This is a genomic window from Shewanella sp. A32 (genome assembly GCF_029167175.1).
GTDB lineage: Bacteria > Pseudomonadota > Gammaproteobacteria > Enterobacterales > Shewanellaceae > Shewanella > Shewanella yunxiaonensis.
On the sequence record NZ_JARFTS010000005.1, the window covers coordinates 170,944 to 193,212 of the forward strand.

At 49.0% G+C, this 22,269-nt stretch carries 15 protein-coding genes; 4 read left to right on the plus strand and 11 right to left on the minus strand.

The features are described from left to right. Positions 1-431: 431 nt before the first annotated feature. From PY479_RS06285 to dnaK, 3 genes are all read right to left on the minus strand, one after another. On the minus strand, positions 432-3,086 hold the full coding sequence (locus PY479_RS06285) for a TonB-dependent receptor (RefSeq protein ID WP_275483216.1): 2,655 nt from the start codon (positions 3,084-3,086) through the stop codon (positions 432-434). A 658-nt stretch (positions 3,087-3,744) separates the two neighbouring features. Continuing rightward, entirely contained in the window at positions 3,745-4,878 is a 1,134-nt protein-coding gene (dnaJ, locus tag PY479_RS06290; protein ID WP_212594117.1) for a molecular chaperone DnaJ, read from the minus strand. Between the two features lie 94 nt (positions 4,879-4,972). Beyond that, the gene (gene dnaK, locus PY479_RS06295; protein WP_275483217.1) at positions 4,973-6,898 is read right to left on the minus strand and encodes a molecular chaperone DnaK; all 1,926 of its coding nucleotides are present in this window, start codon (positions 6,896-6,898) and stop codon (positions 4,973-4,975) included. Positions 6,899-7,171: 273 nt separating this feature from the next. On the opposite strand from dnaK, the gene PY479_RS06300 reads away from it, so the two are divergent. Together PY479_RS06300 and ybaK are read left to right on the plus strand one after the other, a co-directional pair. Next, entirely contained in the window at positions 7,172-8,089 is a 918-nt protein-coding gene (locus PY479_RS06300) for a DMT family transporter (RefSeq protein ID WP_212594119.1), read from the plus strand. 37 nt (positions 8,090-8,126) lie between these two features. Then, a complete protein-coding gene (gene ybaK, locus PY479_RS06305) occupies positions 8,127-8,603 on the plus strand; it encodes a Cys-tRNA(Pro) deacylase (protein ID WP_275483218.1) in 477 nt (158 codons plus the stop codon). Between the two features lie 73 nt (positions 8,604-8,676). Here ybaK and PY479_RS06310 read toward each other — a convergent pair whose 3' ends face one another. From PY479_RS06310 to PY479_RS06325, 4 genes are all read right to left on the minus strand, one after another. After that, positions 8,677-9,936 (minus strand): glutamate-5-semialdehyde dehydrogenase, encoded by a 1,260-nt coding sequence (locus tag PY479_RS06310; RefSeq protein WP_212594121.1) that lies wholly within the window; start codon positions 9,934-9,936, stop codon positions 8,677-8,679. After that, entirely contained in the window at positions 9,933-11,051 is a 1,119-nt protein-coding gene (gene proB, locus PY479_RS06315; protein ID WP_212594122.1) for a glutamate 5-kinase, read from the minus strand. Before proB ends, PY479_RS06310 begins: the two co-directional genes overlap by 4 nt. A gap of 137 nt (positions 11,052-11,188) precedes the next feature. Then, entirely contained in the window at positions 11,189-12,478 is a 1,290-nt protein-coding gene (locus PY479_RS06320) for an NCS2 family permease (RefSeq protein ID WP_275483219.1), read from the minus strand. Between the two features lie 840 nt (positions 12,479-13,318). Beyond that, complete coding sequence (locus PY479_RS06325) at positions 13,319-14,839, minus strand: M17 family metallopeptidase (RefSeq protein WP_275483220.1); 1,521 nt, start codon at positions 14,837-14,839, stop codon at positions 13,319-13,321. A 187-nt stretch (positions 14,840-15,026) separates the two neighbouring features. Between PY479_RS06325 and PY479_RS06330 the strand changes: the two genes are divergently transcribed. Further along, positions 15,027-16,487 carry an aminoacyl-histidine dipeptidase gene (locus PY479_RS06330; RefSeq protein WP_275483221.1) on the plus strand — a complete coding sequence of 487 codons (1,461 nt, stop codon included), beginning with the start codon at positions 15,027-15,029 and terminating at the stop codon, positions 16,485-16,487. A 362-nt stretch (positions 16,488-16,849) separates the two neighbouring features. Here PY479_RS06330 and gabD read toward each other — a convergent pair whose 3' ends face one another. Next, positions 16,850-18,292, minus strand: a complete 1,443-nt coding sequence (gene gabD / locus PY479_RS06335; RefSeq protein ID WP_275483222.1) for an NADP-dependent succinate-semialdehyde dehydrogenase — start codon at positions 18,290-18,292, stop codon at positions 16,850-16,852. A 249-nt stretch (positions 18,293-18,541) separates the two neighbouring features. Here gabD and PY479_RS06340 point away from each other — a divergent pair, with 249 nt between their 5' ends. Further along, a complete protein-coding gene (locus tag PY479_RS06340; protein WP_212594127.1) occupies positions 18,542-18,862 on the plus strand; it encodes a DUF3634 family protein in 321 nt (106 codons plus the stop codon). Between the two features lie 43 nt (positions 18,863-18,905). Here PY479_RS06340 and phrB read toward each other — a convergent pair whose 3' ends face one another. Genes phrB through PY479_RS06355 form a run of 3 tightly spaced genes read right to left on the minus strand, consistent with a single transcriptional unit; the run spans position 18,906 to position 22,187 of the window. Further along, on the minus strand, positions 18,906-20,363 hold the full coding sequence (gene phrB / locus PY479_RS06345) for a deoxyribodipyrimidine photo-lyase (RefSeq protein WP_275483223.1): 1,458 nt from the start codon (positions 20,361-20,363) through the stop codon (positions 18,906-18,908). Beyond that, on the minus strand, positions 20,363-21,241 hold the full coding sequence (locus tag PY479_RS06350) for a MerR family transcriptional regulator (RefSeq protein WP_275483224.1): 879 nt from the start codon (positions 21,239-21,241) through the stop codon (positions 20,363-20,365). The genes phrB and PY479_RS06350 overlap by 1 nt, the downstream gene beginning before the upstream one ends. Then, a complete protein-coding gene (locus PY479_RS06355) occupies positions 21,231-22,187 on the minus strand; it encodes a DUF523 and DUF1722 domain-containing protein (protein ID WP_275483225.1) in 957 nt (318 codons plus the stop codon). The genes PY479_RS06350 and PY479_RS06355 overlap by 11 nt, the downstream gene beginning before the upstream one ends. Positions 22,188-22,269 lie beyond the last annotated feature (82 nt).

Here is a 22,269-nt window from a genome sequence, read left to right on the forward strand (position 1 = left end):
CAATTTTATGACCACAAAGCATTCCGGCAGCATTGATATTGATAGCAAGTGCTTGTTGACGTAGGACCTAAGCGGAATTTAAGAATAGTCCATGAACTTATAAAGACTAAGATACGAAGACTGCGCGGTTACAGGGTTTTCATGCTATCGTATCCTGGCCAAAAGCGTGTTAGCGCGAATTAACGCACTCCAGTCCGCCATGATTCAGTTAAGACTGTTGATATGTAGCTTTTGCATTTTAGGAATAACTTAGTAACAACCCTGTCAGCAATCAAGATGGAAATATCCAGCAAGGCAATTGTTTGATTCGACTAAAGCTCCGCGAACAATCCAAATATAAAGTAATTATCAGACGTCCAATTGTCACACCATTCTCCAAAAAAAGAGGCTACCCCGAAGGGTAGCCTTAAAAGTAAGGGGGTAACTTTAGATTAGAAATCCATTGAGAAACGAGTGAAGTAGTAACCACCGTTCCAGTCAACTACAGAGTCATCACGGTAGATACGACCCTGACCAACTTCAAACTGACCTTTATCAGGATAGTTATCTAGGATGTTACGTCCACCCACAGTGATCTTCATGGTTTCAGTCAGCTGATAAGACACTTCCAGATCAACCAACACTTCCTGACCGAACTTCTGAGTGTCAGTGATAGTATCTTCACCATCAGAGTTCTTGTAAGAACCATAGTAGTTAGCTCGGGCGGTGAACGTGAAATCGTCAATGGTATGATTCACTGTAAACACACCACGCCATTTTGGAGCACCGTTTTCGAAGTCGAAGGTATCTTCAGCGTTGAAGGCACCAGTCTTGTCCTGGGTGATCTCCTGCTTGTTGTAGTTAGCAGACAGCGTCAAGCTAGTGTAACCAAGGGCGTTATCGAATCCATAGTTAGTGACGAAGTCCATACCAGTAGTACGAGTATCGAACATGTTCTGGAAGTAGAACACGCCACCGATAGATTCAGCACCAGATACACCGGCATCTACTAACGCCAGATAGTTATCATAGGCAGCTGATGTTGGGTCACTGCTAACGTTCATAGTAGAAATTGAGTACATCCGGTCTTTCAGATCAATACGATAGAAGTCCAGAGTCATACCTACGCCACTATCAAAATCAGCAGTCAAACCTAAGGTATAGTTGGTCGAAGTCTCAGGCTTCAGCTTGCTCGCACCCAACGCTTGAGCTACTGCGCCACCCGCTGGGAACAAACCAGTTGCTACAGGCATACCAGCGGTAATACGAGTAGATACGTTGGTAGTACCCTGCTGACCTGGAGTAGGTGCACGGAAGCCTGTACCGTATGACGCGCGAACGCCGAACTTGTCAGTGATGCGATAGTTACCCGCAATTTTACCGACTAATTTTGAACCGAAGTCAGAGTAGTCTTCATAACGGAAGGCGGTCTGCAGGAACAGCTTATCGGTCACATCAGCACTGAGGTCAATATAACCTGCATAAGAATGGCGATTGTACTTACCGCTGTATGCTGGAGAATAGCCCGGGAAGCCGTTCGAACCAACACCCATAATCTGGTAAACAGGGTCAGAAGAGTTAGCACAGTTCAAAGATGAACCATTGGCAATGACAGCTAAGCCGGCATCAGTCGCAGTACCATCGTCGTTACAGAAGCCCCATGGGTCGGCAACAGAGTATGTACCTGCTTCATAAGATGCTTCATCACCCCCCTGCAGCTCATAGGATTCTTTCATATAGCTGAAACCGAAAGCGAACAACAGCGGACTGGAGAAAGAACTAACATCGAAGTCCTGAGTAAAATCACCCTGCAACTGCGCTTCGGTGTTGATCAGGTTGCCTGGATGGAACGTTGTTGGGCTCTGATCACCCATAGAAGGGTTGAGGGTGTTTGACAGCGTGTAATCAATTTCATTTGAACCGTAACGGCCACTCAAGTCATAACCCAAACCGCTGGACAGCATGCCTTTAGCACCGGCAACCAATGATTTATCAGTGATATCACCTGAGAACAATGGAGTGAAACCACCTGGATACATTGACAGGGCATTCCAGGTTGAACCGTCTTCCAGACGAATATTCATGATGGTGCCATTGCGTGGGTAACGATAGAAGAAGTTACCACTACCAGATTTGTCGGTATAGTTACCAAACGCATACAGATCCAGTGCTTCGCTGACAGTGTAGCCAGAGTTAAAGAATACTGTCTTGGACTTGGTTTTAGGATTACCCCAAGACTGAACTACGCTATTACCGTCAGAGTTCAGAGAGGCAGAGCCAAGACCCGCAACATAAGTTGCATAGTCACCATATCCTGCTGGGAAAGTGCTTGGGTCAGTTACACAGAAATAGGATTCACAATATTGCTGTGCCCGGGTAGTTGGATCGGAATCGACATAGTCGGCAGAAATGCTGAGGAAACCTTTATCGCCTAACGCAAAACCTTTGTTGGCAGTAAGAGTGAGGGTATCACCATCACCTTTATAATATTGGCCCCAGTCAGCAGAGAAAGAACCACCTTCACTATTATCTTTCAGCTGGAAGTTGATTACCCCGGCAATTGCGTCAGAACCGTACTGAGCCGCAGCACCATCACGCAATACTTCTACAGTTTTCAGTGCAGAAGTAGGAATAGTTGAAATATCAGGACCTTGGGTACCTGAACCGCCAATCTGCACCAAAGCAGAACGGTGACGGCGATGGCCGTTAACCAGTACCAACGTCTTGTCAGTATCCATACCGCGAAGAGTTGCTGGGCGAACGAAAGTACCACCATCGGATATAGGTTGGCGGTCTACTGAGTATGATGGCACCAAAGTTTTCAGTACATCGTTGGTGTCTGAGAAACTTACAGATTTCAGTTCATCATCAGCAATAACATCGACGGGTACAGGGGAATCTTTTACTGAGCGCGCCGCGCCACGAGATCCTGTTACGACCATCTTCTCGATGTTAGCAGTGCCAGCAGCTGCTGCTGCAGTTTCTGTAGTATCGTCTTCGTCGTCAGCTCGCACTTGCGCAGTAAATGCTACTGAGGCGCACGAAAGCATTAACGCGTACGGCAAGGCACTACGAATAGAACGACTAAGCAATTTTTCCGTTATCATACCAACCCTCTTGATATTGTTTTTGTTGTGGTTCTTACAACCTAAAAACAACCACGTTATTTATTGAATCTATCCCCTGCGAAGCTTGTGTTTTTCACTGCCCAGGTTTGACTGATGTGTTCCAACCTCCACCTAAAAAGAACAATTGGTTAATCTTTTAAATTCCATTTCACACATTAGTGACCAACCTATTTCAAATAGCGTGCCTAAATGTTGGTAACAGAACATTTTCACAACATTTTTGTTACCAAATGCATTACACATCCAGATGAATTATTTGACGCAGGTCAACAAATACGCGGGTTATAGCGATTAGAGAGGGTAAAAATGTGACGAATAAAAGAGAATTATCTAACTCGATTTTTTACAAAAAACAACTTAGCCATCAGATGTAAACATTGGCGCAACAGTGACGTAACGCACTAAAAACATGCGTAACGCACCATAATGAAACATTACAAAATCCGTTTTTGATTAAACAATGTTTACGTTTTAAAGATAATCATTGACGAAAACTTAATGATTGAAAGAAAACAATGATATGAGATTAAAGCTAAATTACTGTAGTTCAAAAGCTCACCAAAGAGGTGCTTAATGGTGAGCATCAAAAAAGCCAGCATTAATTGCTGGCTTTTTGTGCTTTTACACTCAATGAAAACTAACTGTTAAGATCCTGGAAAAACTTCTTCACGCCATCAAACCAGCCTTCAGCTTTTGGGCTATGTTTACCACCGCCACCGAGGGTATCTTCAAACTCTCGCAACAGCTCTTTTTGCCGCTCTGATAGGTTGACTGGGGTTTCCATCACAACCTTGCATAACAGATCACCCACTGCATGGCTACGTACCGATTTCACCCCTTTACCGCGCAGTCTAAACATTCTGCCAGTCTGCGTTTCTGGTGGGATTTTCAGGCTGACTTTGCCTTCAAGCGTCGGAACTTCCACTTCACCACCTAATGCGGCTTTCGCAAAGGAGATGGGCACCTCACAATAAAGATTATTGGCGTCTCGCACAAAAATGGGGTGTTCACGGACAGTCACCTGTACATACAAATCCCCCGCTGGCGCGCCGAATTCTCCGGCCTCGCCCTCGCCCGCCAGTCTGATACGGTCGCCGGTATCCACCCCAGCAGGAATTTTAACCGACAGGGTTTTGCTTTTCTCCATGCGACCATCGCCATGACATTTGCTGCAAGGCTCTTTGATGATCTTACCGCGGCCCTGACAAGTCGGACAGGTTTGTTGTACCGCAAAAAATCCCTGACGCATCTGCACTTGGCCACTGCCATGACAAGTGCCACAGGTAGTAGCAGAGGTCCCTTTTTTTGCACCTGAGCCGCCACAGAGGTCACAGGTCGCCAGTGTTGGGATACGCAGTTCGCGATTAACACCGCGCACAGCTTCTTCCAGTGATAATTCGAGGTTATAGCGCAAGTCGGCACCACGAGCCGGTTGTCTGTGTCCGCCACGACGACCACCGCCGAAGATATCACCGAAAACATCGCCGAAAATATCACTGAAGTCGGCACCACCGCCGCCACCAAATCCACCGGCCCCCCGACTGGGATCCACGCCGGCATGGCCGAACTGATCATAAGCAGCACGCTTATCTGCATCCGTCAGGATTTCATAGGCTTCTTTGACTTCTTTGAATTTGGCTTCGGCTTCTTTATCGCCGGGATTGCGGTCCGGGTGGTATTTCATCGCCAGACGTTTATACGCCTTTTTGATATCCCGTTCGCTGGCGTCTCGGGCGACGTCCAATACTTCGTAATAATCTCGCTTTGACATAATCTCTCACGCGTTCTTGGCTTGGAGCAGAACAAGCGGGCGTTAGGGTTACCCCATAACGCCCGCCTGGAATTAATCAGGTATATGCGCCTGATTATTTCTTGTCGTCTTTGACCTCTTCAAATTCAGCATCAACGACATCATCGGCAGAGGCGTTGCTATTACCCTGATGAGCGGCAGATTCAGCACCACCCTGAGCATGTTGCGCCTGGGCCTGAGCCAGCTCAACCAGTTTGGCAGAAGCTTCAATCAATGCCTGAGTGGCCTTTTCGATCGCTTCTTTATCGCTGCCTTTCACCGCAGTTTCTACCTTGCTGATGGCTTCATCAATTTTTGCCTTATCGTCGGCACTCAGAGCCTCACCAGCTTCAGTCACTTGCTTTTTAGTGGCATGGACTAAGCCGTCAGCCTGGTTGCGGGCGCTAACCAACTCTTCGAACTTCTTGTCGTCTTCTGCATGAGCTTCGGCATCACGCACCATTTTTTCTACTTCATCGTCAGACAGACCAGAAGAAGCTTTAATGGTGATGGCCTGTTTCTTACCGGTTTTCTTGTCGGTAGCAGACACATTCAGAATACCATCGGCGTCGATATCAAAAGTCACTTCAATCTGTGGCATGCCGCGTGGTGCTGGCTCAATACCTTCCAGGTTGAACTGGCCCAGTGATTTGTTGGCACTGGCCTGCTTACGCTCACCCTGCAACACGTGAATAGTCACGGCGCTTTGGTTATCATCGGCAGTAGAGAACACCTGCTGTGCCTTAGTAGGAATAGTCGTGTTCTTCTCAATCAGCTTGGTCATTACCTGGCCCATGGTTTCAATACCCAGGGACAAAGGTGTTACGTCCAGCAGCAATACGTCTTTCACGTCGCCAGCCAATACACCGCCCTGAATTGCCGCACCTACGGCCACAGCTTCGTCAGGGTTGACGTCTTTACGTGGTTCCTTACCAAAGAAGTCAGCAACAGCTTGCTGTACCTTAGGCATACGGGTTTGACCACCCACCAAAATCACTTCGTTGATGTCAGAAGCTGACAGACCCGCGTCGGACAAGGCAACTTTCACGGGTTCCAGTGAACGAGTGATCATGTCTTCAACCAGCGATTCCAGTTTGGCACGGGTGATTTTCACCACCAAGTGCTTAGGACCGGTAGCATCTGCAGTGATATAGGGCAGATTCACTTCAGTCTGGTTAGTGCTGGACAGTTCGATCTTGGCTTTTTCAGCAGCTTCTTTCAGACGCTGCATTGCCAAAGGATCGTTACGTAAATCAAGCCCCTGCTCTTTCTTGAACTCATCAGCCAGGTAGTTGATCAAACGGTTATCAAAGTCTTCACCACCTAGGTGAGTATCACCATTGGTTGCCAATACTTCGAAAGTCTGGTCGCCATCGTTACTGTCAATTTCAATAATAGAGATATCGAAAGTACCACCACCGAGGTCGTATACCGCGATGACATTGTCACCTTGCTTTTTGTCGATACCATACGCCAGCGCTGCGGCAGTTGGTTCGTTGATGATACGTTTAACTTCCAGACCGGCGATACGGCCAGCATCTTTAGTTGCCTGACGCTGAGAATCGTTGAAGTAGGCCGGTACGGTAATGACTGCTTCAGTCACTGGCTCGCCCAGATAATCTTCAGCAGTTTTCTTCATTTTCTTCAGCACTTCGGCTGATACCTGTGGTGGGGCCATTTTCTTGCCACGACTTTCGACCCAGGCATCACCGTTATCGGCTTTGATAATTTTGAATGGCATGATGCTGACATCACGCTGTACTTCGTCGTCAGTGAAACGACGGCCAATCAAACGCTTAATCGCGAAGAAAGTGTTAGTTGGGTTGGTCACGGCCTGACGTTTTGCGGGCTGACCTACCAGGGTCTCATCTTCGGTATAAGCAATGATTGAAGGAGTGGTGCGATCGCCTTCAGCATTTTCCAACACACGAGGCTTGCCGCCTTCAAGTACGGCAACACAAGAGTTGGTTGTGCCCAAGTCGATACCAATAATTTTACCCATGAGGTCCTCCGAAGAATCTTTTCTTTCGAACTAAATTAATCATTTGCTATGGATCTGGGGGCAAAGTTGTTGATTTCAAGACCTTTGCCAAATTACCCAAATCGCGCCTTAACCCCTATATAGGGGCGCAATTTTGCTTTACAAGGGCTCAAATAAAAAAATTGATCTTAAACGTAACCTTTTTTACAAAGTACCGCTAAAATACGAGCTACTTATCGCCACACTGCAATCGTGGCAACGGTTTCCCTGATTCCTTGAGTTGAGTAGACATAATTGAAAACATCCTCGCAGGCATTTGCCTATGGTCTGGGTGCGGTGCTGCTGTGGTCAACCGTTGCGACAGCCTTTAAGATTGCCCTCACTTTTTTTACCCCGCTGCAATTGGTGTTTGTTGCCACCATAGTATCTTCTTTGTGTCTGTTAGTGATCCTCGGGGTTCAGCGCAAGTTACCACTGTTGTGGCAACAGTTTCGCGCCCGACCATTGCTGTATTTGCAAACCGGATTATTAAGTCCCTTCCTTTATTATCTGGTGTTGTTTAAGGCTTATGATTTGCTGCCGGCACAACAAGCGCTGTCCTTGAATTACACTTGGGGCATTTTGTTGCCGTTATTGTCAGTTCCGATGCTGAGCCAAAAATTGCGGGCGTCTGATTTGGTTGCGGCACTTATTGCTTACTTTGGCGTACTGGTCATTGCGACAGAAGGCAGTATTTCTGAAATGCATTTTGAAAGTCCGCTGGGCATCGGGTTATGTTTCACTAGCACTATTCTCTGGTGTTTGTATTGGATCGTTAATACCAAGGATAAAGGCGACCCGGTGGTGAGCTTATTACTGAGTTTTCTGATAGCATTGCCCTGCATAACCTTGATGCTGGTTTGCACTCAATCATTACCACAACTCAGTCTGAAAGCGATCTTGGCGGGAAGCTATGTCGGACTGTTTGAAATGGGCATCACCTTTGTGTTGTGGCTGATGGCACTGAAAACAGCGACTCGTACCGCCAGCATCAGCAACTTGGTATTTTTGTCACCGGTGCTTTCGATGTGCTTTATTGCACTCATCCTTGGTGAGAAGATTCTGCCATCAACGCTGGCAGGACTGGGACTGATTATCCTGGCGCTATTGCTTCAGCGCCTGTTGCCACTCCTGGGTAATCACCGCCGCCCCAAAATTCGCCGCAGCTTGTGACAGATACATCGACTTTGAATTTAGTGAGGAGGTCAGCGTGACACCCGCAATCGATCTTGCCAACAAGGCCAAGATTAGCTTCAGCGTACACGAATATCACCACGACAAAAATGTCGCGTCATACGGCGAAGAAGCTGCCAGTGCTTTAGGACTAAATCCTGATCAGGTATTCAAAACCCTGCTGGTCAGTGGCGATGAAAAAAGTGCCCCCGTTGCCGTCGCATTGGTTCCGGTAAATCATCATTTGAGCCTGAAAGCAGTTGCTAAGGCACTGAAGTTAAAGAAACTGGTAATGGCAGATCCACAATTAGCCCAGAAATCTTCTGGCTATCTGGTGGGAGGGATCAGTCCTCTGGCACAAAAAAAACAATTACCAACGATTATTGATGACAGTGCCAAAAATTTTGAAGAAATCTATGTCAGTGCCGGCCGTCGCGGTCTGGAAATCTGCCTGGCGGCAGAGACATTGGCAGGGCTATGTCGTGGTAGTTTTGCCGACATAAAAAGCGAATAAACGAGAATCTCGAGACACAATAAGGGCCCGCTGCAGGGCCCTTATCTATTCTAGATTGTGCTAACTTTCGCGACTAGCTGCGGGAAGTGTAATCTCCTACCGCCAGCCATTTGTAGGTAGTCAAGGCTTCCAACCCCATCGGGCCGCGAGCATGTAACTTCTGTGTGCTCACTGCAACTTCGGCACCCAGGCCAAACTGGCCGCCATCGGTAAACCGGGTGCTGGCATTGAGATAAACTGCAGCCGAGTTCACTTCATTCATAAAATAAGTGGCGGTGGGAATATCGTCGGTCAAAATAGCTTCTGAATGGCCACTGGAATATTGCCGGATATGGGCAATAGCTTCTGTAACATCAGCGACGACTTTGATGCCCAAAGTCAGCGATAACCATTCCGTTGCGAAAGTTTCTTCATCTGCAGGACGTACCTCATACGCTGGTAGCAGACGCTGCGTTTCCTCACACCCAACAATAGTGACCCCTTCTGCTGACAACGCGGCGGCTAGCTGCGGCAGATATTGCTCTGCAACCTCCTGATGTACCAATAGGGTATCCAGCGCATTACAGACGGTGGGACGTTGCACCTTGGCATTGATAATCACTGACGTTGAACGTGATAAATCCGCCGCTTTATCCAGATACAAATGGCAAATACCAATGCCACCCAAAATAACCGGAATCGTCGCTTGCTCCGCACATAACCGCTGCAATTTGCTCCCGCCACGAGGCACGATCATGTCCACATATTGATCCAGCTTTAACAGTCCGGAGACCAGAGCCCGGTCAGGATTATCAATCAGCTGCACCGCGTCTTCAGGCAAACCAAATTCGGCAATACCGGTTCGGATCGCTTTTGCCAGTGCCAAGTTAGAATTGAGCGTTTCCTTTCCGCCGCGCAGGATCACAGCATTACCGGTTTTCAATGCCAGTACTGCAATATCCACAGTCACATTCGGACGCGCCTCATAAATAACGCCAATGACCCCGAGCGGAACCGTGCGCCGGCACAAACGTATGCCATTATCGAGCAGACGAGAATCAAACTCGCGACCGATAGGATCTGGCAATGCCACAACATTACTGATATCCGCAATCACAGCAGCCAGCCGTTTCTCATCCAGCAACAAGCGATCGATCATTGCCGCTTCCAGACCCGCCGCGTTGGCTGCCGCCACATCTTGCGCATTCGCCGCAACAATGTCGTCTGCAGCGGCTTGCAATGAGCTCGCAATTGTCATCAACAAATCACGTTTATCGGCAGCGGATAAATTCGCCAGGGCAAAACTGGCGGCTTTGGCCTGTTGGCCGAGCTGTTGTAAGTAGGTATCCGTCATAGAACCACCATATCGTTGCGGTGCACGATTGCGTCACCATGATCATAGCCCAGTAATGGCTCAATATCGTCGGAATGCTTGCCGGCAATGATGCGGATGGCAACAGCACTATAACGGCTAATGCCGCGGGCAACCTTGTTACCCTCCTTATCCAGCAATTCGACGGTAGCGCCACGTTCAAAATTACCTTCTACCGCGGTAATTCCCTTGGATAATAAACTACGGCCCTTCTGCACTACCGCTTTTACCGCACCTTCATCGAGGATTAACCGGCCTTTGGCCTTAGGGCCAGCCAATATCCACTGCTTACGGCTTTCGAGTGGATTTTCGGTAGGGCTAAAATGCGTGCCGACAGACTGATGGCTACTGACCTTGATAATCACATCGGTATGGTGACCGGATGCGATCACAACCTCGATCCCTGCCCGCCGCGCAATATCCGCCGCTTGCAGTTTAGTGGTCATGCCGCCAGTGCCCAGTCCGGAAACGGAACCGCCCGCCATTTCACGCAAACTATCGTCGATATTGGCAACTTCACTGATCAAGTGCGCGTCAGGATGCGTCCTTGGATCGGCGTCAAACAGACCTTTCTGATCGGTCAGCAGCAGTAATAAATCCGCATCACATAACAAGGCAACGCGTGCTGAGAGATTGTCATTATCGCCAACCTTAATCTCATTGGTCGCCACTGCATCATTTTCATTGATGATGGGAATGATATTCTGTGCCAACAACGCATTTAATGCATCGCGGGCATTCAGGTAGCGTTCGCGGTCATGCAGATCGGCACGCGTCAGCAGCAGTTGTCCCACATGCAACCCATAAATACTGAAGAGCTGCGCCCAGGCGAGGATCAATTGACTCTGGCCCACTGCCGCCAGCAGCTGCTTATTGGCGATCGTGTCCGGCAGTTCTGGAAACAATAGATGTTCACGGCCGGCCGCAATGGCGCCGGAAGTACAGAGGACAACTTCAACGCCGCTGCGCATTAAGGTCGCCATCTGTCTGGCTAATTCCACCATATGGGCTTTATCGAGCTTTTTACTGCCAGATGTCAGCACGCTGGTGCCAAGTTTTATCACCACCCGTTTATAACGGGAGTTTGTCAGGTCCATCGTTTATCATGCAATAATGAGTTAGGAACTAATCTTATACCCAATCCCCGCCGAGATTCCTAGTTACACCAAGCAGGAAACCGCTGAAAAAACCATAAAAAAAGCCGCCCTTACGGCGGCTTTCAGGATTATGCAATTCAGGCCCAGATAAATTTGGCAATAAACAATAGTGCCAGCACCACGACGCCGAGATTCAAATCTTTGAAACGACCACAAAGGATCTTAACCGCCGCGTAAGTGATGAAGCCACAGGCGATACCGTTAGCAATGGAATATGTGAACGGCATTATCAGCGCAGCGACAACCACTGGCGCAGCTTCAGTGAGATCTTCCCACTCCACATGCAACAAGCTGGAGGTCATCAGGATCGCCACATAAAATAGAGTCCCGGCAGTGGCATAGGCAGGCACCATTCCTGCCAATGGTGAGATGAAAAGTGCCGCCACAAACAACAGACCAACAACCACGGCGGTCAGACCTGTACGGCCACCAGCACTCACGCCTGCAGTACTCTCGATATAACTGGTGGTGGTAGAAGTCCCCAAAGCCGCGCCCGCAATAGTGGCCAGACTGTCAGCAGTTAATGCCCGGTTTAAACGGGGTAAACGGCCATCTTTATCCAGCAAACCACCGCGATGAGCCACAGCGACCAAAGTACCAGAAGTATCAAACAGATCGACAAATAAGAAAGCGAAGACGATTGAGATCATGCTGATATCCAGCACACCCGTAATATCCATCTTCATGAAAGTAGGCGCAATTGACGGCGGCATAGACAGCACACCGGTATATTTTACGTCACCAAACACCAGTCCCAATACGGTGACCGCCAGAATGCTCATGATCACCGCAGCTTTGTAACCACGATGTACAAAAGCGACGATTAAAAAGAAACCTAAAATGGCCATGACGGAATTGAATGACGTCAGATCCCCCAAACCCACTAATGTGGCCGGATTCCCCACAACAATACCCGCATTTCTTAAGCCGATCAGCGCTAAAAACAGGCCAATCCCCGCCGCGATCCCCATTCGCAGTGACATTGGAATGGAATTTACCACCCATTCACGAATGCGCACTAACGATAAAATCAGGAAGCAGCAACCGGAGAGAAACACGGCACCAAGCGCGGTTTCCCAGCTATAGCCCATATGTCCGACCACGGTATAGGTGAAGAAAGCATTGAGCCCCATTCCAGGTGCCAGTGCAATAGGATAGTTGGCTAAAAAGCCCATCACCAAACAGCCTACTGCGGAAGCAAGACAGGTAGCGACAAAGACAGCGCCCTGATCCATCCCAGCTTGTGCCAGCATGCTTGGGTTCACAAAAATGATGTACGCCATCGTCAGGAAAGTAGTAATGCCAGCCAGCACTTCCTGCTTCAGCGTAGTTTGATGCTCTTTAAGTTTGAATAGTTTTTCCAGCATGGAACTAGGTTCCTTGAATAATATGAGGTGTAGGGCTTGGTTTTCTAACAGTTATTTAACATAACGAGTTAGCAGCGGCAGATTATAAAAAGTTTGCCAGAGTCACACCAGACAAAATATGCAGGATAAAAGCAGGATTTATGCATTTGCCTGGCCGATCACAAAACCTTTAGTCATGATTTAGGCAAAAAAAAACCTGCTCAAATGAGCAGGTAAAGAGATGCTTAAACGCCCATAGACATGGGGACCATTCGCACAAACAGACTAGATGATGAAAGAACCGCGTCCTTTCAAGAAATCTGTATCAACAAGCAACCACATAAAAGGTGGCAAAGCAGCGACGATAATAAACTCCGAAAGATGGAGCCTCTCGAAGTATTGCTGTCTGGTTAACCACACGTATTCAACATTCCCGTTGAAGTTCATTGACCTTAACCAAACATTCAGAAATAGATTGGGGACGCTTTCTGAATGCCAGAGAGAAAAGGCAACTCAACCATGACAAATTAACCACAGCGTTATCTTCGCTAACGACTAAAATAATACGCTTATGAAATTAAACTACAAGTTTTCCGGCGATAAAAATGACTTTTGTAAGTTTTTTGTTTTTTATTTACACATACTAATATTTATTTGCCTAAAAAACATTCAATTATGAGTAAGAAATAAATATATCTTGTTGTTTTTTTAAATTATTTATTATTTTTTTATGGAGAATTATGGAATTGGAAGTTAACTACAATACAATCTCCAACCTTCAATAACAGGCGTTATCGCTCGTCAACATTGCCCGTATAAACCGCCAGCGAATAGCAACTGGCGGAGGTTCCTTTTAACGAGTTAACGCCGACGCAAGTAGCTCCATAAGGCTAACAACGGGGTACTGGTAGGTTTACCATAACGAGGGTCACCACTGACAGCGGCACCGGCAATATCCAGATGGATAAAGGGCAAAGGCTTTGTGGCTGCGATGCCATGGGCAGCTAGCCCCGATGCCTGCAACATAAAGGCAGCCGCTAACTGATGCCCACGTTCAACCTGTGATGAGCCGACAGGTTTGGCAGAGATGACGTCAGCCGCTCCGGTTTTGTCGGCCACATTCATAAAATCTTCTTTATGCAAAGGTGAAAGCGCCATAGGTTCGCCCATAAGCGTGGCACAATGTTGCAACTGTTCTGGCAGCGCCGATTCTCTGGCGACACTGTTAAACACCATCGCCGGGTAGCTACCAAATGCCCTCGCCGCATGGCTGGTCAGCGTAGCAACGGATATCAGTTCTGGAGACGCTGCATCACATGCCTGCAACCGCAGATGCGACAGTAATTCGGTTAACACCAGCCGACCTTCGGCGTCGGAATTGCCGATACGGACGCGGATCCCGGCATGGGTGGTAATGATCTCATCCGGAACCATCGCATCACTGCCGATACTGTTGCGCACCAATCCCAATTCTGCCACCACTCTGACACCGGTAGGTTGCAACTTAGATAATGCGAGCATCAGCCCGGCAATTGCCGCAGCGCCGCCTTTATCGCGACTCATACCTGACATGGTGCCGCCTACCTTAAGGCTGGCACCGCCAGTATCGTAGATCACGCCTTTCCCCGCCAACAACAGCGTGTGCTCGATAGGCCCGGACGGACAGTATTCCAACTTAACCACCCGCGGTTGGTGCCTAGGTACAGCACAGGATGCCCGCGCCACGGCACTTAATAACGGATATTCACGCTGCAACATCTCGGGTTCAGCGATTACCTCCACCGTCACAGCTGATCCTGCAAAAGCTTCGGTACAAGTGTTTGCAAATGCAATTGCTGACATGCGTTCCGGCTCGGTGCCACATAAATCTCTGGCAAAACTGCGCCCTGCTTCCAGTGCCGTTAAGGTCGCAGCAGGCAACACCGCATTCATTAAACCCATTTGCTGAATAGAAGTAGGAACGCCTGCTTGTCGCGCTTCCAACGGTTGCCACAACGCCTGACCGCAAGCCAATGCCGCAACGGCGGAAGCCTGACGACACTGCACAGCCGGCACATTATCAACCCACAGTAACGGCCGTGTAGCGCCAGCATCCTGTGCTAACGTTACCGCTTGTATGGCGGCCGCGGCAAAAACACTGACATCACCATAATCCGCATCACACTGTGCTGGGGCGACAATCAATCTGCCACCCGCAAGTCCCGGAGCCATTAGCAGTACCGGCACACGCCCCACGCGTCTATCAATTTCTTGCGCGTGACTCGCCAACAGTGCAACTTCCGTTATAGGACAACGACAAACATCGGCGGATATCACGATCACCGCATCCCATTCGTCACTGTAAATCGCCTGCGGATCTGCTACATCAACAAAGCTTAACATCACAACTCCTCAACGTGGTTATCAGCAGCATTATTGTCCCGGCGACAAGTAATTGCCACGACAAATCACGGCCCCAAAACGCTATGTGGCATGCACGCACCGGCGGGGAGATTATGGTAAACTTGGTGGCAATCGAAACCGGCGTTATCCGCGCCAGCGTTCAGCAACTTAAGATCAGGAGTCTCAAGTGTCCAATCTCAGCCAGTTAGCCCCTCAGCCTTTGTGGCAATGGTTTGAAAAAATTTGTAGTTTCCCCCGTCCGTCAGGACACGAAGCGGCGCTTAGCCAGTTCATTCAGCAGTGGGCTAAGGATAAACAATTAGAGGTTATTGAAGAAAACGTCGGTAACCTGATCATCCGCAAACCGGCAACACCTGGAATGGAAAATCGCAAACCGGTGGTGATTCAGGCGCACATGGATATGGTGCCGCAAAAGAATGCCGATAAAGTGCATGACTTTACTAAAGACCCCATTGAAGCTTGGGTAGATGGTGACTGGGTAAAAGCCCGTGGCACCACACTCGGTGCAGATAACGGTATTGGCATGTGTTCAGCGCTGGCGCTACTTGAAAGTACCGATATTGCACACGGTCCACTGGAAGTATTGCTGACCGTTGACGAAGAATCCGGAATGACAGGTGCATTTGGTCTGCAACCGGGAGTGTTGCACGGAGAAATTCTCATCAACACCGATTCCGAACAGGAAGGTGAAATCTATATGGGTTGCGCTGGGGGCGTCGATGCCGCAATGACGCTGCATCTAGCAACCACCGCCGCCGACGCTGATCGTCAGACCTTCCAGTTAATGCTTTCCGGACTCAAAGGCGGCCACTCTGGCGTCAATATTCATCTTGGTCGTGGCAATGCGAATAAGTTACTTGCGCGTTTCCTGTTTGAGCAGTCAGAAAAATTAGGCATTCAATTAGTGGATTTTCAGGGCGGCACTCTGCGTAACGCCATTCCCCGCGAAGCTGAAGCCAAACTAACGATTGCCAACACCCAGGTCTCATTATTGCAACAAGCTATAAATGAGTATGAAGCCTTGCTCCGTAACGAATTTGCCGTGGCCGATGCAGGCGTCAAACTGACCCTGACTGAAGCACCTGCGGCAACTGAGGTGATGACTCAAGATGCACAACAGCAATTGCTGGCACTGCTAAATGCCTGCCCTAACGGTGTTATCCGCATGAGTGATGAAGTTGAAGGCGTTACCGAAACGTCTTTGAATGTCGGCGTGGTATCCATGAAAGGTAATCAGGCTACTATATTGTGTCTGGTTCGCTCACTGATTGACTCAGGCCGTGATTATGTCTGTGGTCAATTGTCCGCCTTAGCCAAACTTGCTGGCGCAGAAATCAAATTCAGCGGTGCCTATCCAGGTTGGAAGCCTGACAACAGCTCTCCAGTGATGTCGATTGTGCGTGACACCTACCAGGATATCTATCACAAAGAACCGGTGATCATGGTCATCCATGCCGGGCTTGAATGCGGGCTGTTTAAAAAGCCTTATCCTGAGATGGACATGGTATCGATTGGCCCCACTATTCGCTTCCCCCATAGCCCAGATGAAATGGTTAATATCACCACTGTCGGTCAATACTGGCAGCTATTACTCGCCGTACTGCAACGTATCCCAAGCAAAGATTAAATAATGGCCACCGAACGGTGGCCTTTTTATTGCTTTTTCCATACCTGCTACAATGATCACAGTCGGAAATTGGTGTGATTCAAACACCACGAAGAATTTGCTGCACGGAAGCCTGCGACAGCCAGTTGCTGTTTACCGTTGCAGACACTCACAATAACTGTCCGTTATAACTGTCCGTTAGAGTGATATCTCCAGCAACGGTAATAAAAGAAAGGTTTACCCCTATCATCCATTATCCGGAACATTGCCTATGTCCTTTACTCTGTTCAAAAAGTCACAAGACAACACAGCACAACTACAGTTGGAAAGTAAAAATCCACCTGCATAGCAGGTGGATTTTTACTATCAGCAGACGGCTGAAATTACACTGACAGGCAGAGGTATTTCAGTTCCAGATACTCTTCAATGCCATACTTGGAGCCTTCGCGGCCAAGACCAGACGCTTTAATGCCGCCAAAAGGTGCCACTTCGTTAGAAATAAGACCGCTATTAATCCCAACCATGCCATACTCCAGCGCTTCGGCAACCCGCCACACCCGCGACAGGTTATTGGCATAAAAATAAGCGGCCAGTCCGAATTCGGTATCGTTTGCCATCGCGATAACCTCTGATTCATCATGAAAACGGAATAAGGGCGCTATGGGTCCGAAGGTCTCTTCCCGCGCCACCTTCATTGAGCTGTCTACATCGGTCAGTACCGCTGGTGTCATAAAATTACCCGCAAGTAATTGGCCGCCACACAACAGATTGGCGCCTTTGTCTATGGCATCATGAAGATGTGACTGTACTTTTTCGACCGCTTTAGCATCAATTAATGGCCCAATAGTGACGTCAGCATCTGTGCCCTTACCGACTTTCAGTGTCGCCACTTTCGCCGCGAGCTTTTCAGCAAAACGTTCGTAAATGTTATCCTGCACATAGATACGATTGGCGCATACGCAGGTCTGCCCCGCATTGCGGTATTTAGCGATTACCGCACCTTCGACTGCAGCATCAATATCCGCATCGTCGAACACGATAAAAGGCGCATTGCCACCCAGCTCTAACGAGAGCTTTTTCAGTGTTGGTGCACACTGTGCCATTAACTTCCTGCCAACAGCGGTTGAGCCGGTGAACGACAGTTTACGCACCACAGGGCTGTCACACAGAACCCGACCGATAGCCATTGCATCACCGGGCACCACACTGAATACTCCAGCCGGGATCCCCGCTTCTTGTGCTAACTGAGCCAGAGCCAATGCCGTTAAAGGTGTCTGCGGTGCGGGCTTTAACACCATAGTACAACCTGCGGCCAATGCAGGTGCGGCCTTACGGGTAATCATCGCCGCCGGAAAGTTCCAAGGCGTAATTGCAGCGGTGACACCAACAGGCTGTTTCAGCACGATTAAACGTTTATCCGCCTGATGACCAGGAATGGTATCGCCATAAATCCGCTTGGCTTCTTCGGCAAACCACTCAATAAATGACGCGGCATAAGCCACTTCACCACGGGCTTCAGCCAATGGTTTGCCCTGTTCACTGGTCATCAACAATGCCAAATCATCGGTATGTTGCACAATAAGTTCAAACCAACGGCGTAAGATATTGCTTCTTGCTTTTGCCGTCAGTGCACGCCACTGCGGCAATGCTGCCTGCGCGGCATCAATGGCGCGTTGCGTTTCAGCCGCACCCATATAGGGCACTTGAGCCAACGCTTCACCGGTTGCAGGATTAATCACCGATTGTGTTTGCTTGTCGTCTGCATCGCACCAGCATCCATCAATGAATGCCTGCTGCTTAAGCAGTTGTGGATATTGCAGTTTCACTTTTCCTCCTTGCCGACAGGCGGCTTTCGCTAACGGCAGTCTGCCTGACGCGTGCGACAAAATGAATGTAGTGGCAGACTACCGCTTCGATTGAGATGGCTCACGTTAACATAAATGACGCCGACCACACACAATAACGCCATAGCAGCTAACGTGATATGGATGTGATATGAACAGCAGTAAAGCAGCAGTTCTGTAGCTATATTCAGTAAGTATTATGTCAATTATCTGTGTTCAAGGAGTCCTTTCATGGCCTATGCTCTGAAGATACTGTTTATTGCCATTGCGCTGGTCATCATTTACAAGCTGGTATTCGCCGCCCGTAAAGGTTCGCGCACCTTGTTTGAAATGAAATTCAAAGATGGGCGTCTGGTATCTCACTATGGGAAAATTCCGGAAAAATTTGAGCGCGATTGTCGGAACCTGGCGAAAACCGGCAAACTCACCTGTATTGTCCGTGCCGAACAAGGCAATCAGGTACAACTGCATGTTTCAGCGAATGCCGGCGACCACTACATTCAACAACTACACGCGTTATTTCCTCAGAAATACTACAGCCAAAACGCCTGACCCACGCGCCACACTGCCACAGCGAAAGTGGCAATGTGGCGTTTTAGGCCTTTTTCAAAATGGCTAACGCCGACAGCGCGCGTTGCCGGGCAGAAGAGTGTTCAACAATCGGTGCAGGATAATCACCAGTGAATAGGCTTTTCTCTGGGACTGGTCGATGCAGTTGTGCCAAAGGCCAATGTCGTAGTTCCGGCAGCCAGTGGCGGATAAAACTGCCATCCGCATCAAATTTCTCGCTCTGGCTAATCGGATTAAAAATACGAAACCAGGGCTGAGCATCACAACCCGTGCCAGCCGACCACTGCCAACCGCCGTTATTGGCCGCAAGATCGCCATCTAGCAACTGTTGCCGGAAATATCGCTCGCCCCATCGCCAATCAATCAAAAGATGTTTGCTCAGGAAACTGGCGACTACCATACGCAAGCGATTATGCATCCAGCCGGTATTATTCAGCTGTCGCATCGCTGCATCGACAATGGGGTAGCCGGTCCGGCCTTCACACCAAGCGCTAAATTCCTGAGGATGGTTACGCCAGACAATACCATCTGCTAATGGGTTAAAGTTGCCGCCCATACTCAACACCGGGAATGCCACCAGCAAATGTCGGTAAAATTCGCGCCAGACCAGTTCAGATAACCAGCAGCGCCCTGGACTCGTATCATCTGCCAGGGCTGCCGGGAAACGAGCCAACAAGGCGGCAAAACACTGCCGTGGACTTAACACTCCCAAGGTTAAATAGGGCGATAAACTGCTAGTGCCATCCAGGGCAGGAAAATCCCGTTGTTGTTGGTAATCGCTTACTGCGGTGAACACAAAGTGCTGCAGTCGCCGCTGTGCTTCCCCTTCCCCGGCGGGCCACTGGTAGTGATTATCAGATTTAATTAACGGCAGGAAATAGCGGTTAATTGTATCGAGCAAGGACTCAATATTTACATCCGCAATGGCTGGGCCAACAGGTGCGGGAGGGCCTAAAGGGACCACCGGATACTGCTGAGCGATCTCACGCCAACGCCGAAAAAACGGGGTGAATACCCGATACATTTCGCCACTTTTTGTCAGCACCGAACCCGGGGCAAGCAAACAATGCTCATTGGTCAGCTGTAATGGCAGTCCATGGTTGAGCATCGCTTGATCGCGGCGAATCTCATTAAGCTCCGGCTCGCGGCCGGCGTATATGGCGACAATATTTCGCGAACTAAGTTGCCGTTGCCACAATGCTGGAATATCGGCAAAGTGCTGACATTGCCACACAGTTAGTTCAATCCCGAGACTGGCCAATGCGCGGGCCACCAACTGCAGATGACGCCGAATAAAATCCAGTTGCCGGCTACCAACATCATGGGCTTGCCATTGTGCAGGCGTTACTATGTACACGGCTTGAATATTGGCGTTTACAGTTTTGGCATGTTCGCAGGCGGCGGATAATGCTTGATTATCCGTCACCCGGAGATCATTGCGAAACCAGATAAATACGGTTGGCTTAGTATCTGGACTAGTCATCAATAAGTCCTCGCTGGCAACTGGCTATTTAGCAACGCCACCGCGTCATCCTGTGCTTGTTGTATATCGATAACTTGATTATCTGCAGCTACCAACATCGGCGCGAACTCACCCACCAGCAACACCGGGCGGCCGAGTTGTTGCTTCAACGCAGCAGCTTGCGTGACCAACTTGTGGCTACTGTCTGCCGCCGGTTGGATGAGAGCTGCATCGACCTGCAATCGCGGCTGCAGTAATAACAGCGAATCGAGGTTAGCAATTTCCCCAAATTGTTGGGGATATCTGCCACTTAACACCAGTTCCAGCGTCAGCAACCACTCACTCCACGGAGATTGCGCCCCCAGACGACATAACAAAACGTAGGGGGGTTTTTGACTGAGTAACTTGCTGGCGCGCAGCGACAGCCACTGGGTCAGTTCACTCTGACACCAGTTACTCAATAACGCGCCATCTACACGCAACGCCAACTGCGTTTGCAGTTGTACTAACCATTCTCGCAGATAGCGATTGAGGATTGGTTGCGGATACAAGCTGCAACTCTCATCCAAACGCTGCTGCAAATAGGCTGCATTTAGTTCCATGACGGCGTTTGTCAGGGCCGTGGCTAATGTTTGCCAGTCATCGTCAGAATGATGTTCATCGCTCATTCCACCGTCCAACAACGGCTTAACTTTGCTAATAGCTACGCCGCGTTCAAGCCAACTAAGGATCTCCTTTATCTGTAGCACCTGCGCATCGCTGTATAACCTGTGACCTTTGGGGGTACGCGCGGGAATAACCAGCCCAAAGCGTCGCTGCCATGCTCGCAAGGTGATGGGATTAACCCCTGTCAGTTTGGCGACCTCGCCAATAGATAAATAAGCTGCATCAGTAGGCATAACGTAGCTTTAACTCCTGGGGGTGCGGATTCAGGTAAACCTGCTGAGCAATATAAGGGCTGGGAAATTCCTGCAGATAGTGATTGATCAAGGTTAATGGCACCAGCAGCGGTTTAAGGCCGTTACGGTAATCCATGATCGCCTGGCTCAACTCGGCCTTTTGCTTTTTATTCAGCGACTTTTTGAAGTAGCCCTGAATATGCTGCAATGCGCTGGTATGGTTATTACGGCTAGCTTTGTGGCTAAGTGCTTCCATAAATTTTATGAAATAGTGCTCAGCTACCTCAGCCAAAGGCTTGGATGAATCCGCCAGCATAGGGCCTAACTCTCGATATAACTTAGGGCAGTGGGCCAATAGCAGATATTTATAGCGGGCGTGAAACTCCGTCAGTTTGTGCCGACTTAACCCTGACAGCTTTAATGTGTGCCAATCATGATGGGCATACACTCGGGTGAAAAAATTCTCCCGCAACACCAGATCGTGGAGTCGCCCTTCCTCTTCGATAGGCAGTTGTGGCCATTGTTGATGCAATGTCGCGGCTAACACGCCTATACCAGTTTTACTGCCATTATTGGTGCCGGCCTTGTATACCGTTACTCGCTCCATGCCACAAGTTGGTGACTTAGCACAGAGGATATAACCACTGAGGAAATCCAGTGTTGCAACTTTCTGCTCACAGTATTGCTGCAGCTTCTCGGTCACATCAATGTCACCCTTGGCGTTCTGCACCCGGAGGATGTCACCATCCAGAACTTGGCGAATACTCGGGCGGGGCGCGCCGAGTCCAATGCCGACTTCCGGGCACACGGGAACGAACTCAAAGTAAGGCGCCAACTCATTGTTGCAGTATACGGATCGTTTATGGCCGCCATCGAACCGCACCTTCTCACCGAGCAAACAGGCACTGATCCCAAGACGGATACGTTGTGGTTCAAACTTATACATAGAAATCTCTTTTGTATAACCATGACCATAAGTAAGACACAAACTTGTACAATAATCAAATTTTTGTACAGGTTATTGAGCG

What these genes read in the sequence shown, in the direction of transcription:
- PY479_RS06285 (WP_275483216.1), bottom strand. Translation starts at nt 3,086, where the DNA reads ATGATAACGGAAAAATTGCTTAGTCGTTCTATTCGTAGTGCCTTGCCG.
- dnaJ (WP_212594117.1), bottom strand. Translation starts at nt 4,878, where the DNA reads ATGTCAAAGCGAGATTATTACGAAGTATTGGACGTCGCCCGAGACGCC.
- dnaK (WP_275483217.1), bottom strand. Translation starts at nt 6,898, where the DNA reads ATGGGTAAAATTATTGGTATCGACTTGGGCACAACCAACTCTTGTGTT.
- PY479_RS06310 (WP_212594121.1), bottom strand. Translation starts at nt 9,936, where the DNA reads ATGACGGATACCTACTTACAACAGCTCGGCCAACAGGCCAAAGCCGCC.
- proB (WP_212594122.1), bottom strand. Translation starts at nt 11,051, where the DNA reads ATGGACCTGACAAACTCCCGTTATAAACGGGTGGTGATAAAACTTGGC.
- PY479_RS06320 (WP_275483219.1), bottom strand. Translation starts at nt 12,478, where the DNA reads ATGCTGGAAAAACTATTCAAACTTAAAGAGCATCAAACTACGCTGAAG.
- PY479_RS06325 (WP_275483220.1), bottom strand. Translation starts at nt 14,839, where the DNA reads ATGTTAAGCTTTGTTGATGTAGCAGATCCGCAGGCGATTTACAGTGAC.
- PY479_RS06340 (WP_212594127.1), top strand. Translation starts at nt 18,542, where the DNA reads ATGGCCTATGCTCTGAAGATACTGTTTATTGCCATTGCGCTGGTCATC.
- phrB (WP_275483223.1), bottom strand. Translation starts at nt 20,363, where the DNA reads ATGACTAGTCCAGATACTAAGCCAACCGTATTTATCTGGTTTCGCAAT.
- PY479_RS06350 (WP_275483224.1), bottom strand. Translation starts at nt 21,241, where the DNA reads ATGCCTACTGATGCAGCTTATTTATCTATTGGCGAGGTCGCCAAACTG.
- PY479_RS06355 (WP_275483225.1), bottom strand. Translation starts at nt 22,187, where the DNA reads ATGTATAAGTTTGAACCACAACGTATCCGTCTTGGGATCAGTGCCTGT.